We start from the raw sequence: 13751 nt of genomic DNA on the forward strand, positions 1-13751 counted from the left end.
CATGACCAGACGCGCGCTCGTGCTGGCCGGCGGCGGAATAGCCGGAATTGCTTGGGAAACAGGTGTTCTGCAGGGCATTGCCGACGAATCGCCGGACGCGGCGCGGCTGCTGCTGGATTCGGATGTGCTGGTCGGGACGTCGGCGGGGTCGGCGGTCACCGCCCAGATCGGCAGTGGCGCCACGCTGGAGGCGTTGTTCGACCGGCAAGTTGCCGACACGTCGAGCGAAATCGATTCCGGCGTCGATTTCGAGACCATCGCCGAGCTGTTCCTGGCCGCTCTCGGGGAGCCGTACGACGACTCGCTGGGCAGGACGCGTCAGCAGATGCAGCGGATCGGGGCCGTCGCGCTGGATACCAAGACCGTCCCGGAACCCGTGCGCCGCCGGGTGATTGCGCAACGCCTGCCGTCGCACGACTGGCCGCAGCGCGCGTTACGCATCACCGCGATCGACACGGCCACCGGCGAATTGGTGGTCTTCGACTCCGACTCGGGTGTGGACCTGGTCGATGCGGTGGCGGCCAGTTGCGCGGTGCCGGGGGCGTGGCCGCCGGTGACGATCGCGGGCCGGCGGTATATGGACGGTGGGGTGGCCAGCTCGGTGAACCTCGACGTCGCCCGCGACTGCGACGCGGCCGTGGTGTTGGTGCCCGCGGCGGCCGACGCTCCATCGCCGTTCGGCGGCGGGCCGGCCGCCGAGATCGCGGCGTTCGGCGGCACCGCATTCGGGGTGTTCGCCGACGCCGCCTCGTTGAAAGCGTTCGGCCCCAACCTGTTAGACCCCCGCTGTCGCGTCAGCTCGGCCGAAGCGGGGCGGGACCAGGGCCGTCGCGAAGCGCGGGCCATCGCCCGGTTCTTGGGTGCCTGATCGCGAATTAATAACCGCTGCAACGGTTCTCGTTTTAGTCAGGCCTCGATCGCGGGTTCCTCGGAAGCACGTTCGAGCGAATCCAGCGCCTGGTCGGCAAGCTGCCGGCCGACGTCGATCACCTCGGCTGCCCGGTGGAAATCCAGGCTCCGGCACGTCGAGCGTGGAACCTCGATCAACAGGTCCGGTGGGTAGGCCGACAGCGTGTGCCGGGTCAGCGCCGACTGGGCGATGTCGAAGGCCCGGTACATGACCTCGAAGCTGCCCAGTTTCGGAACTCCGGGCGCCTCCACGAGTTCGTCGCCGTCATCCTCGCCCGATTCCTCCGAGTCGGTGTCCGACGCGAAGCGGTTCAGCACGGCCCGCGCGGTGGGCCGGTCGAGCAGCGAGCGCACGGCCGATGTGTCGAGGAACGCAGTGGTGCTGCGCACCATGCGGTTCAGCAGCTCGACGGTCGCCCCGGGCTCGGGTTCTCGTTTCGCGATCACCTCGGTGCCGCTGACGCCCACGGCGATCGTCAGGTCGGCGTTGACCGCGGCGAGCGGGGCCATCGGCAACGGATCGAGGATGCCGCCGTCGGCCAGCAGGCGTCCGCCGACTTCGTGGGGAGGTATCACCCCCGGAATCGCGATCGATGCCCGGATCGCCTCGTCGAGCGGACCGTCCTGAAACCACACCGACTTGCCGGCCAGCAGGTCGGTTGCCACCGCGGTGTAGGGGATCGGCAGTTCCTCGATCGTGACCGGGCCGAGGATGTCGCGCACCGCCTCGAGGATTTTCTCGGCCCGCATCACCCCCGCCGCGCTGATCGACGGGTCCAGCAGCCGCAGGATGGTGCGCTGCGTCAACGACTTCGCCCAGTCGGCGAACTCGTCGAGTCGCCCGGCGGCCTGCAGACCGCCGATCATCGCGCCCATTGAGGAGCCGGTGATCCCGACGATCTCGAAGCCGCGCTCATGCAGCGCCTCGATCACCCCGATATGGGCGTAGCCCCGGGCGCCACCGCTGCCCAGCGCCACGGCGACCCGGGGACGTGATGCTCGACGCGCGACGGCTTCGCCAGACACCCCTACATTTTGCGTGCCGCAACGGACCCTGGTCGGGTCGGGGCGGCACTTTTTTCATCCGTGATCGCAATTGCGCAGGAGTTCGAAGGACGCTAGTCGCATTCGTCGTTGGCGGCCGCCCGCGCTGCGGTGATCACCGCCGCCTGCCGCGCCGGGGTCAGGTCCGCCCAACGGGTGTTCCAGCTGCCCGCGGTGGCCGTCGCCGAGGTCTGGACCATCGCCAAATAGGGCTCGAACTGGGATTCCCCGGTCTTCGGCCGAGCCGCCATCCACACTTTTGCGGCATGACAGGCCTGGTAGTACTCCTCTTCGGTCGATTCCGCGGGGACATCGACCTTGGTGGTCACCCCGGCGGGGGACAGGCCGATCGCCCCCGGCGATGCCGACGCCGGACCCGGCGGGGCGGGCGACGGCGACGCGGACGACGACGTGACCTTGCCCGCGGGGGCACCGCCCGACGAGCAGCCCGCGACGGAAAGCGGAGCGATCAAACCAGCCGCCACAACGAGGGCACCCCATAGCAGGGGGCGATGACTGCACCAGCGCACAGCCCTCAATTTATGCAACACTGGCGCCCGTGATGGAGCGCATCGGATTTTGGGACTGTTGTCGGCCCTGACGCCGCCCTTGCCCAATCCGAATCTCTTGTGGAGCTCTGCCCATGTCTGTACCTGTCGCCAGTTCCGTTGCGTTGCGTTCGTCGACCATCGTGTCTCCCTCCGCGGGGCCGACGCGGCTGCGGGTTCCCGACCTGCTGCACGCCACCGACCAAGCCGCCGACGACGTGCTCAGCGGCCGTTGCGACCACCTGCTGCCCGCCGGCGGCGTGCCGGATTCGCGGCGCTGGTTCACCCGCATCCACGGCGACGACGAACTCGACGTATGGCTGATCAGCTGGGTTCCCGGTCACGCCACCGAATTGCACGACCACGGTGGGTCATTGGGTGCGCTGACCGTGGTATCCGGATCGCTCAACGAATTCCGTTGGGACGGAAGGAACTTGCGCCGCCGCCGCCTCGATGCCGGTGATCAGGCCGGTTTCCCGCTGGGTTGGGTGCACGACGTGGTGTGGGCGCCCCGGCCGGTCGCGCGCCCGGTCCCGGGCGCCGTCACCCCGATCAAGCCACCGGTTGCGCCGACGCTGAGCGTGCACGCGTACTCGCCGCCGCTGAGCGCGATGTCGTACTACGAGGTCACCGAGAACAGCAGATTGCGCCGCCAGCGCACCGAACTGACCGACCAACCAGAGGGGACGTAGTGAGCCGTATCGACGTGGTCTTGAGATCCGCCCGACGCCGTCTTCGCCGGCTCTGCGCCGCCGAGGTGCCCGATGCACTGCGGCGCGGGGCGGTGCTCGTCGATATCCGGCCGCAGGCGCAGCGATTCCGCGAGGGCGAAGTGCCGGGCGCGCTGGTGATCGAACGCAATGTCCTGGAATGGCGTTGCGACCCGACCAGCGACGCCCGCCTGCCCGAAGCCGTCGGCGACGACGTCGAGTGGGTGATCCTGTGTTCGGAGGGCTACACGTCCAGCCTGGCGGCGGCCGCGCTGCTCGACATCGGGCTGCACCGGGCCACTGACGTCGTCGGCGGCTATCACGCGCTGGCCGGCGCCGGGGTGCTGGCCGAATTGGGCGGCGAGTCGATTGACGCGGCGGCGCTGGCCAATACCGGCGCCAGCGTCCGCCGCTGGCTCTAGCTAGTCGTTGGCGTGCAACAACGGTCGCAGCCGTTCGGTTTTCTCCGGCGTCCACCCGGGCGGTGACAACACCGCGGCCCAGCCGTTGGCGACGTCGGCGACGTAGCGGTGGCCATGTCCGTCGGGCACATCCACGGCAACCGCCATATCCGCCGACACTTGCAGGAACGTCACCACCGGGATCCAATTCGTCTGCGGCAGCACGTCATAGCCCCGCCTCTCGCGCAGCCAATCCGGTTCGCTGAACAGCAGATCCGGTGTCCACCAGGCGATCGGGTCGGAGGCGTGCTGCAAATACACCACCCGCGGTGTACCCCACGGATCCTTGGGGCGATCCAGATTGTTTGGGCGAGCGACGAATCGGACGTTGTGGCCGTCGTTGTAGATGGGCAGCCACTCCGGCGAACCGGCGTCTCGGGTGGCGGTCAGGTCCGTCCAGATGGTGTTGTTGAACGTCGGCCCGCTGAACAGGGCGCCGTCGGTGCGGGCCACGACATTGTTGAGGCTCATGAACGGCGCCTCACCGCCGAACGATCCCAGGCTCTCGCCGAACACCACGAGCTTCGGGCGATGCCCCTCGGGCAGTTGCCGGATCAGTTTGTCGACGGCCTCGAACAGTGCCTGGCCGGCGTGCCGGGCGTTCTCCTTGTCCACCAGAAACGACAGCCAGCTCGGCAAGAACGAGTACTGCATGCTGACGATCGCGGAGTTGCCGTTGTACATGTATTCCAGCGCCGACGCTTCGGCTTCGTTGATCCAACCCGTCCCGGTAGTCGTTGCGACCGCGACGATTTCGCGCTGTAGACCGCCCTCGCGTTGCAGTTCGCGCGCCGCTAGGTCGGCGGTGGCGGTGATGTTGTCGGCGGACTTCAGGCCGGCATAGGCGCGGATCGGTTCGGTGGCCGGGGCTCCGTTGAAACGGGTCAGCTGGTCGACCGACGGGCCGCCGCTGACGAAGATACGGCCCTGGTGGCCCAGCGATTCCCACGACACCAGGGACTGCGGGCCACCGGATCGCAGCGGGCTTTTCGGCTGTGCGATCTCGGGGCTCATCTCGTTGTTCGCCGAGGCGAACGTGTTGTTCAGTGTGCGCATCGTGAATTTGATGACCACGCCGTTGAGCAGGGTGATCGTCAGGACCACCAGCGCCACCACCACGATGGTGGCCGAGACACGAAACGGCGCGATCCGATCGAGTTGTCCCACAAGGAAACTGACCAGCATGCGGATGGCCTGCCCGATTTCGACGACCGTGAACAGCACGATGAACGACAGCACTGCGGCCAGTGGGTAGTCGTACCACTGCAGATGTGGGACACCCATCAGGTCCCGCACGTCGTCTTGCCACACGTGAAACCAGATCGCCATCAGCACCTGGCCGACGACGGCGACCGGGATCAGCACCTTCCACGCCCAGCGCGGCGGTGGCGGGGAGGACTCCTTGGAGCGCATGTACCGGACCAGCCAGACCGAGAAGACGCCCAGCCCGTAGCCGATGGCGCCGGAGAACCCGCTGACCAGCGCCTGGAACAGCGGGCCGCGCGGCAGCAGCGACGGCGTCAACGAGAACCAGATGAAGATCAGGCCGACCGTGGTGCCGGTGAACGTGTAGTGGCGGACCCAGAACGGCTTGGTGGCGATCTCCACCAGACCGGCGGAGTCAAGGTCTTCCGGCTCCGCGTCGGTTTTGGTGGCAACGCCTCCGGGCGGGGCGTCGGGCGAGCCCGCGAGTTTGTCTGCGCCGACGGCTGATTCGTCGCCGGTGCCGGTCGCAGAACCAGGCTCGCTCACGTCGGGGATCTTACCGATGCGTGAAGTTGGGAGCCCGCTTTTCGACGAATGCCGCCATCCCTTCGGATTGATCCTCCGTTGCGAAAGTCGAATGGAACAGCCTGCGTTCGTAGAGAAGTCCCTCGGCCAGGGTGGATTCGAAGGCCCGGTTGACGGCTTCCTTGGCCATCCGGGACGCCGAGAGCGACATCTGCGAAATCGTGGTGGCGACGGCCTTGGCCTCGCTGAGCAGATCGTCGGCCGGTACCACCCGCGACACCAGGCCGCTGCGTTCGGCTTCCTCGGCGCCGATGGTGCGACCGGTCAGGATCAGGTCCATCGCCTTGGCCTTGCCGATAGCGCGGGTCAGGCGCTGCGAACCGCCCATGCCCGGCAGTACACCGAGTTTGATCTCGGGCTGGCCGAACTTCGCGGTGTCGGCGGCGATCAGCAGATCGCACATCATCGCGAGCTCGCAGCCGCCGCCGAGCGCGTATCCGGCCACCGCGGCGATCGTCGGGGTACGCACGGCGGACAGCTTGCCCCAGGTGGCGAAGAAATCGGAGCCGTACGCGTCGGCGAAGCTGAGCCCGGCCATCTCCTTGATGTCCGCGCCCGCTGCGAAGGCCTTGCCGCCTGCGCCGGTGATGATGATCGCACCGATGCCCGGATCGTTGTCGAATTCTGTTGCCGCACTCGTGACTTCGTTCATCACCTGGCTGTTGAGCGCGTTGAGCGCCTGCGGCCGGTTCAGCGTGATGATTCCGACTCGCTCGTCGCGCTCGATCAGGATGGTTTCGTAGTTTTTTGGGGTGTTCTCGCTCATCCAAATCGCCTTTCTAGAAACTCAAGTCGTCGTCGACCGGCGCGAAATACGCGTCGATGTCGGCCGCGGAAACCGCGGCGAAGTCCGGCGGCGACCACTTCGGGTTGCGATCCTTGTCGATGATCTGTGCTCGAATGCCTTCCACCAGGTCGTGAGAGCGCGCCGATGCCGACGACACTCGATAGTCTTGGACCAGAACCTCTTCCAGTGTGTCCATCTTGGCGGCTCGCCGGATCGCCTCCAGCGTCACCGACACCGCGATGGGGGACCGGGTGGCGATCAGCTCGGCGGCCTTTCGTGCCGGCTCGGCGTGATGCTTGCGCAGCGCCGCGATGATGTCCTGCGCGGTGTCGCCGGCAAAGCACTCGTCAATCCAAGACTGTTGTGCGACAAGGTCACTGGGCGGTGGCTCGACGGCGTGGGCAGCCAGTGCGCTCTCGATGCCGTCGTCGACGATCGCTTGGCTGAATGCCTCGAGTTTGTCGTGCGGCATGTAGTGGTCGGCCAATCCCAGTGCGATGGCGTCGGATCCGGAAAGCGTCGCGCCGCTCAGCGCGGCGTAGAGCCCCAGGCCGCCCGGCGCCCGGGACAGGATGAACGCCCCGCCGACGTCGGGGATGAATCCGATGCCGACCTCCGGCATTGCCACCTTCGAGGTTTCGGTGACCACGCGCACGTTGCCGTGCGCGCTGACGCCGACGCCGCCGCCCATCACGATGCCGTCCATCAACGCCACGTACGGCTTGGCGAACCGGCCGATCTGGCCGTTGAGCAGATACTCGTCGTGCCAGAACTTCCGCACCTCGACGCCGTCCTTGCGGGCGCTGTGATAGACCGCGACCACGTCGCCGCCGGCGCACAACCCGCGCTCGCCGGCCCCCGACAGCACCACCGCGCGCACCGCGTCGTCGCTTTCCCAGCGCGTCAGCAACGGGCCCAGCACGTCGACCATCGTCTGATTCAGCGAGTTGATTGCTTTGGGGCGGTTGAGCGTGATCAGGCCGACGCCATTGTCGACACGGGCCAAAATCTCGTCGGATTCCTCAGTCGCGCCTTCGGTCACGCCCACCCTCTCGTCCGTTTTCGGGGCCGCAATCTGTGCCCTGAGTGTCGCCCTGATGACTTCTGGGCCTTGACCAGCAATCTAGATCGTGACAACCGAAGCGCTGCCCGCGGGTAAGGATTATGTTTGAGCCGACGACAGGCACCTGGCGCGGAGATACCCTGAACACACCAGTTCCGTTGGGAACTTGGGAAGGCGACTGATCGTTGAGCAAGTGTTCGCACGGCTCGAAGCCACAGTCCTAGGAGAGGATCCGACGGTGCGGGAGACCAGCAACCCGGTATTTCGTTCGCTGCCCAAGCAGAGCGGCGGATATGCGCAATTCGGCACTGGCGCGGCCCAGATGCAGCAGGGGTACTACCAAGCCGACCCCTACACGGCTCCATACCAGGAGGCCAGGGCCACCCGGCCGGTGACCATCGACGACGTCGTCACCAAGACGGGCATCACGCTGGGCGTGCTGACCGTCGCGGCGATCGTCTCGTACTTCATGGTGTCGGCCAACCTCGCCCTGGCGATGCCGCTGACCCTGGTCGGGGCGCTCGGCGGTTTCGTGCTGGTGATGATCGCGACCTTCGGCCGCAAGCAGGACAACCCGGGCATCGTGCTCAGCTACGCCGTCCTCGAGGGCCTGTTCCTCGGCGCGGTCTCGTTCGTCTTCGCCAACTTCCAGGTGTCGAACGTCAACGCCGGCGCGCTGATCGGCGAGGCGGTCCTGGGCACCTTCGGGGTGTTCTTCGGCATGCTCGTCGTCTACAAGACCGGCGCTATCCGGGTGACCCCCAAGTTCACCCGTTGGGTGGTCGGCGCGATGTTCGGTGCGCTGGCCCTGATGATCGGCAACCTCGTCATCGGGTTCTTCAACCATGGAACGGGTCTGGGTCTGCGCAGCGGTGGACCGTTGGCGATCCTGTTCTCGCTGGTCGTGATCGGCATTGCCGCGTTCAGCTTCCTGATCGACTTCGATGCGGCCGACCAGATGATCCGCGCGGGAGCTCCCGAGAAGGCGGCGTGGGGTATCGCGCTCGGCCTGACCGTGACGCTGGTCTGGCTGTACCTCGAGATCCTGCGTCTGCTCAGTTATCTGCAGAACGATTAGCTTCATCCACGGAGAAAGTCGGCGCGCCCACGGGCGTGCCGGCTTTTCCGTTGCCTGCCGCGTCGGCTTTTCGTTGCGCTAGAGCGGTCCCGGCCGCATCGAGTGTGCGATCACGGCTTTGAGTGTGCAGCTACGGCGGCTTCACCCGGCGTGTCGCCGCCCTGGGCGCACACTCAAAGCCGCGAGCGCACACTCAAAGCCGCGAGCGCGCACTCGACGAGCTAGCTGAGCCGCAACGTGCTAGCTGAGCCGCTCGATCACCATCGCCATGCCCTGGCCGCCGCCGACGCACATGGTCTCCAGACCGAACGTCTTGTCGTGGGTCTGCAGGTTGTTGATCAGCGTCGTGGCGATCCGGGCGCCGGTCATGCCGAACGGGTGGCCCAGCGCGATCGCACCACCGGAGACGTTCAGCTTGTCCTCGTCCATGCCCAGCTCGCGGGCCGAGCCCAGCACCTGGACCGCGAAGGCCTCGTTGATCTCGTAGAGGTCGATGTCGTTGATCGACATGCCGGCCCGGGCCAGCGCCTTCTTGGACGCCTCGATCGGGCCCAGCCCCATGATCTCGGGGGATAGGCCGCTTACACCGGTGGACACGATGCGGGCCAGCGGCGTCAGGCCCAGCTCCTTGGCCTTGGTGTCGCTCATGATGACCAGCGCCGCCGCGCCGTCGTTGAGCGGACAGGCGTTGCCCGCGGTCACCGTGCCGTTGGGCCGAAAGACCGGCTTGAGCTCGCTGATCTTCTCGTACGTGGTGCCGGGCCGCGGCCCGTCGTCGGTGCTCACCGTGGTGCCGTCGGGCAGTTTGACCGGCGTGATCTCACGCTCGAAGAACCCGCTCTTGATCGCTTCCTCGGCGCGGTTCTGGCTGCGCACTCCCCAGTGATCCTGGTCTTCGCGGCTGACGCCGGTCAGCAGCGCGACGTTCTCCGCGGTCTGCCCCATCGCGATGTAGACGTCGGGAAGGTTCTCGTCGGCGCGGGGGTCGTGCCACTCGTCGGCGCCACCGGCCGCGGCCGCGGAGCGCTCCTGCGCCTCGTTGAACAGCTCATTCTTGGTGTCCGGCCACGAGTCGGCGCTGCCCTTGGCGAAGCGGGACACGGTCTCCACACCCGCCGAGATGAACACGTCGCCCTCGCCCGCCTTGATCGCGTGGAACGCCATCCGGCTGGTCTGCAGCGATGACGAGCAATACCGGTTGACGGTGGTGCCGGGCAGGAAGTCGTAGCCCAGTTCGACGGCGACGACGCGCGCCAGGTTGAATCCGGACTCACCGCCGGGCTGGCCGCAGCCCAGCATCAGGTCGTCGATCTGATGCGGGTTGAGCGCGGGGACCTTGTCGAGCGCGGCGCGCACCATCTGGGCGGCCAGGTCGTCGGGCCGCATGCTGACCAGCGAGCCCTTCATGGCCCGTCCGATCGGCGAGCGGGCGGCGGAGACGATGACGGCTTCGGGCATGACAGTTCCCTCCAAGATGCGGGCTCGTGTGAAAAACGGGTGGCACACCCACCCCGACGGGCTAACGCAAATCTAGTCCGTGCCGATTGGTCAGTTCGACGACGGGGCGGCCTCGCTGGGCGCCGGACGCCGCCACAGCCGCGACATGGCACTGAGCGGCGTGTGACCCCCGCTGACCATGGGCGTCTCGGCGCGGGCGGCCAGGTTCAGCACCGGGCCCTCGATCTGTTGGCCCAGCGCATCGCAGAGCGCCACCAGCAGCTGCGCGGCGGCCAGGGCGTACGCGGTCGGCGAGGGGTGGAAGCCGTCGGCCGAGAACATCAGCTCGGGAGTGGCCCGGAATTGGGGGGCCAGCAGGTTCGCCAACGGCACCGGCACCCCGCCCGCGGATCGCACCGCGGCGGCCTGGGCGCGGGCCAGCTGCCTGGTCCGCGCGTGTGCCAGCGATCGCAGCGGCTGGGGGATCGCGGAGATCACCCCCAGATCCGGGCAGGTGCCGATGATCACCACGGCGCCACGCGAACGCAACTTGCGCACCGTACGGCCAAGCCGTCGCGCGGACTGGCTGATCCCGTTGAGGGCGGTCACGTCGTTGGCGCCGATCATCATCACGGCCGCATCCGGCGGCGACCCGGCCACGAACATCGCGTCGACCTGCCCGCTGACGCCCTTCGAGGTGGCGCCGACAATGGCCTTGGTGCTCAACCGAATACGTTTGCCGGTCTGCTCGGCCAGGCCGCGCGCGATCAGCACGCCCGGCACCTCTTCGGCGCTTGTGCAGCCGTACCCGGTGGCGGTCGAGTCGCCGAAGATCATCAGGTGCAGGTCCGCGGTCATGCCGCGCTGCCAGCGTTCCACCGGCCCGCCGCCCGGGCTGTACACGCCGTCGGCGCGGGGCGGGATGTCCCAGGCCCTGGGGATCACGGTGCGCGCGTGCGTGGCCTGGCCGACCAGCAGATTACGCGCGCCCAGATAGGCAGTACCTGTCGAGGCGACTGCGCCCGCCGTGGCCAGGGCGATTGTCGAAAGACGCGGCACCCTCACGGTCACGGGATCATTTTAGATCGACTGTCGTGTTTGCGCGGACCCCCGACAAACAAAGCGGTCACGTTGTGAATCAGATGTGGTATCAAATCAGACTCTTCAAACGTTGCTTTAAGAAATGCCTGTAAAGCTAAGTTTAACGGGTTGGCTGAACGACTCGGCGCACGAATTGAACTAGGCGCTTGGCTTACTCGTCACATGCTGTATCGCACTACAAAGGCGTAGGAGTGTCGAGCATGACCGCACCTGGCAAGGTTTCCGGTGCACCCCGGAATGCCGCCCACCTTCGTGACCTGCTGAAGTCACGCAGGGCCGAGGCGCGCAAGTTCGCGATCAGCGACGGCGCCCCTGTCGAGGTTCTCGAATCCGGTCCCAGCGTCCAGGGGCGAGTAGCCACACTGGCTTCGCGCGTGACGATCCGGCCGATTTTGACGGCCGGCAGCTACGCGCCCACCCTGCCCTGGCCCTGGGGTCTGATCGACCTCGCGGCCAAGGCGCTGCTGCCCGCGTCGGCGACCGTGCGGCAGACTGTGAAGTTGCCGAATGCGTCGGCACAATTGGTCCGCGCCCCCGGAGTGTTGCCCGCGGATGGCACCCGGCGGGTGGTGGTCTACTTCCACGGCGGTGCATTCCTTACCTGCGGAGCAAACTCTCACGGCCGGGTGGTCGAAGACATCTCGAAGTTTGCTGACTCACCGGTCTTGGTGGTCAATTACCGGCTCTTGCCCAAGCATTCGATCGGCATGGCGGTGCAAGACTGTCACGACGCCTACCGATGGTTGCGGCGGCGCGGCTATGAACCGGACCAGATTGTTCTCGCCGGCGATTCGGCGGGCGGGTATCTCGCGCTGACCCTCGCGCAACGGCTGCAGTCCGAAGGTGAGGAGCCGGCGGCGCTGGTCGCGATCTCGCCACTGCTACAGCTAGCAAAGGAATACAAGCAAACACATCCTAATATCAAGACCGATGCGATGTTCTCGGCGAAGGCATTCGACGCGCTCGTCGAATTGGTTGCTAGCGCGGCCGAGAAGAACAACGTCGACGGCAAGGCCGAGGAGATTTACGAACCCCTGGAGCACATCAAGCCCGGCCTTCCGCGCACGCTGATCCACGTGTCGGGATCCGAGGTGCTGCTGCACGACGCGCGGTTAGCGGCGAGCAGGCTCGCGGCCGTCGGTGTGCCGGCCGAGGTTCGTGTCTGGCCCGGCCAGGTCCACGACTTCCAGCTTGCGGCGCCGCTGGTGCCCGAGGCGGTCCGTTCGCTGCGCCAAATCGGGGAGTACATCCGCGAAGCCACCGGTTAGCCGTTCGGTTGTGCGCGGCCGGCCCGGATCCCGATCGCACCGAGAGCGGGTGTGCGCGGCCGGAAATCGCCTGAGACGATGAACGCATGCGAATCGCGCAGCACATCAGTGACATCATCGGCGGCACACCACTGGTTCGCCTGAACTCCGTCATCCCGGTCGGTGCTGGCACGGTCGCGGCAAAGGTCGAATACCTCAACCCCGGCGGCAGCTCCAAGGACCGCATCGCGGTGAAGATGATCGACGCCGCCGAGTCCGCCGGGCTGCTCAAGCCGGGCGGCACCATTGTCGAACCCACCTCGGGCAACACCGGTGTCGGTCTGGCGCTGGTCGCCCAGCACCGCGGCTACAAGTGCGTGTTCGTCTGCCCGGACAAGGTCAGCGAGGACAAGCGCAACGTGCTGATCGCGTACGGCGCCGAGGTGGTGGTGTGCCCGACGGCGGTGCCGCCGGAACACCCGGACAGCTACTACAGCGTCTCGGACCGGCTGGTCCGGGAAATCGACGGCGCCTGGAAGCCCGACCAATACGCCAACCCGCAAGGCCCGGCCAGCCACTACGAGACCACCGGCCCAGAGGTGTGGGCCGATACCGACGGCAAGGTCACCCACTTCGTCGCCGGCATCGGCACCGGCGGGACGATCACCGGCGCGGGCCGTTACCTCAAGGAGGTGTCGGGCGGCGCGGTGCGCATCATCGGCGCGGACCCCGAAGGGTCGGTGTATTCGGGCGGCACCGGCCGGCCCTATCTCGTCGAAGGCGTCGGCGAGGATTTCTGGCCCGCGGCCTATGACCCCACGGTGCCCGACCAGATCATCGCGGTGTCCGACTCCGATTCGTTCGACATGACCAGGCGGCTGGCCCGCGAGGAGGCGATGCTGGTCGGCGGCTCGTGCGGGATGGCCGTGGTGGCCGCGGCGAAGGTGGCCGAGGAAGCCGGGCCCGACGCGCTGGTCGTCGTGTTGCTTCCCGACGGGGGCCGCGGCTACATGTCGAAGATCTTCAACGACGCGTGGATGTCGTCGTACGGCTTCCTGCGGACCCGCCTCGACGGCTCGACGGAACAGCCCACCGTCGGCGACGTGCTGCGCGGAAAGTCCGGCGCGCTGCCCGATTTGGTCCACACCCACCCGACCGAGACGGTGCGCGACGCCATCGGCATCCTGCGCGAGTACGGGGTGTCCCAGATGCCCGTGGTCGGCGCCGAGCCGCCCGTGATGGCCGGTGAGGTCGCCGGCAGTGTCTCCGAGCGCGAACTGCTCTCGGCCGTCTTCGAGGGTCGCGCCAAATTGGCCGACGCGGTCTCCCAGCACATGAGCCCGCCGTTGCCGATCATCGGCGCCGGCGAGCTGGTCGGAGCCGCCGGAAAGGCGCTGCGTGACTGGGATGCGCTGATGGTCGTCGAGGAAGGCAAACCCGTCGGAGTCATCACCCGATACGACCTGTTGGGTTTTCTGTCGGACGGACCTCGGGTGCAGACAGGGCGGCGATAGCGACACCGTCGGCCCAGGCCCGGAGCCTCCGCGACAGGCGGCTTCTCAGGTACTGTAATGC

General features: G+C 67.2%; 13 protein-coding genes. 6 read left to right on the forward strand and 7 right to left on the reverse strand.

The window, feature by feature from the left end; all coding sequences use genetic code 11:
- Position 1 precedes the first annotated feature (1 nt).
- The gene (locus tag G6N55_RS23305; RefSeq protein ID WP_085221191.1) at positions 2–868 is read left to right on the forward strand and encodes a patatin-like phospholipase family protein; all 867 of its coding nucleotides are present in this window, start codon (positions 2–4) and stop codon (positions 866–868) included.
- A 38-nt stretch (positions 869–906) separates the two neighbouring features.
- On the opposite strand, the gene G6N55_RS23310 is transcribed toward G6N55_RS23305, so the two are convergent.
- Both G6N55_RS23310 and lpqV read right to left on the reverse strand, forming a co-directional pair.
- Positions 907–1935, reverse strand: coding sequence for a patatin-like phospholipase family protein (locus tag G6N55_RS23310; RefSeq protein ID WP_085221190.1), 1029 nt, complete (start codon positions 1933–1935; stop codon positions 907–909).
- A 92-nt stretch (positions 1936–2027) separates the two neighbouring features.
- Positions 2028–2483, reverse strand: coding sequence for a lipoprotein LpqV (gene lpqV / locus G6N55_RS23315; RefSeq protein WP_372517597.1), 456 nt, complete (start codon positions 2481–2483; stop codon positions 2028–2030).
- 113 nt (positions 2484–2596) lie between these two features.
- Between lpqV and G6N55_RS23320 the strand changes: the two genes are divergently transcribed.
- Positions 2597–3193 (forward strand): cysteine dioxygenase, encoded by a 597-nt coding sequence (locus tag G6N55_RS23320; protein WP_085221189.1) that lies wholly within the window; start codon positions 2597–2599, stop codon positions 3191–3193.
- Positions 3193–3633 carry a rhodanese-like domain-containing protein gene (locus G6N55_RS23325; RefSeq protein ID WP_085221188.1) on the forward strand — a complete coding sequence of 147 codons (441 nt, stop codon included), beginning with the start codon at positions 3193–3195 and terminating at the stop codon, positions 3631–3633. Before G6N55_RS23320 ends, G6N55_RS23325 begins: the two co-directional genes overlap by 1 nt.
- On the opposite strand, the gene G6N55_RS23330 is transcribed toward G6N55_RS23325, so the two are convergent.
- Genes G6N55_RS23330 through G6N55_RS23340 form a run of 3 tightly spaced genes read right to left on the reverse strand, consistent with a single transcriptional unit; the run spans position 3634 to position 7292 of the window.
- On the reverse strand, positions 3634–5424 hold the full coding sequence (locus tag G6N55_RS23330) for an alpha/beta hydrolase (RefSeq protein WP_085221187.1): 1791 nt from the start codon (positions 5422–5424) through the stop codon (positions 3634–3636).
- A gap of 10 nt (positions 5425–5434) precedes the next feature.
- Positions 5435–6229, reverse strand: coding sequence for an enoyl-CoA hydratase (locus G6N55_RS23335; RefSeq protein ID WP_085221186.1), 795 nt, complete (start codon positions 6227–6229; stop codon positions 5435–5437).
- A 13-nt stretch (positions 6230–6242) separates the two neighbouring features.
- On the reverse strand, positions 6243–7292 hold the full coding sequence (locus G6N55_RS23340; RefSeq protein WP_085221278.1) for an enoyl-CoA hydratase/isomerase family protein: 1050 nt from the start codon (positions 7290–7292) through the stop codon (positions 6243–6245).
- A gap of 259 nt (positions 7293–7551) precedes the next feature.
- On the opposite strand from G6N55_RS23340, the gene G6N55_RS23345 reads away from it, so the two are divergent.
- Positions 7552–8391: a Bax inhibitor-1/YccA family protein gene (locus G6N55_RS23345; protein WP_085221277.1), complete on the forward strand. Its 840-nt coding sequence runs from the start codon at positions 7552–7554 to the stop codon at positions 8389–8391.
- A 240-nt stretch (positions 8392–8631) separates the two neighbouring features.
- Here G6N55_RS23345 and G6N55_RS23350 read toward each other — a convergent pair whose 3' ends face one another.
- Together G6N55_RS23350 and G6N55_RS23355 are read right to left on the reverse strand one after the other, a co-directional pair.
- Positions 8632–9849, reverse strand: a complete 1218-nt coding sequence (locus G6N55_RS23350; RefSeq protein WP_085221185.1) for an acetyl-CoA C-acetyltransferase — start codon at positions 9847–9849, stop codon at positions 8632–8634.
- Positions 9850–9939: 90 nt separating this feature from the next.
- Positions 9940–10899, reverse strand: a complete 960-nt coding sequence (locus G6N55_RS23355; protein WP_085221184.1) for an SGNH/GDSL hydrolase family protein — start codon at positions 10897–10899, stop codon at positions 9940–9942.
- A 230-nt stretch (positions 10900–11129) separates the two neighbouring features.
- On the opposite strand from G6N55_RS23355, the gene G6N55_RS23360 reads away from it, so the two are divergent.
- Positions 11130–12197: an alpha/beta hydrolase gene (locus G6N55_RS23360; protein WP_085221183.1), complete on the forward strand. Its 1068-nt coding sequence runs from the start codon at positions 11130–11132 to the stop codon at positions 12195–12197.
- Between the two features lie 86 nt (positions 12198–12283).
- Complete coding sequence (locus G6N55_RS23365) at positions 12284–13690, forward strand: cystathionine beta-synthase (protein WP_085221182.1); 1407 nt, start codon at positions 12284–12286, stop codon at positions 13688–13690.
- Positions 13691–13751: the final 61 nt, after the last annotated feature.

This window comes from Mycobacterium florentinum (assembly GCF_010730355.1).
Lineage (GTDB): Bacteria > Actinomycetota > Actinomycetes > Mycobacteriales > Mycobacteriaceae > Mycobacterium > Mycobacterium florentinum.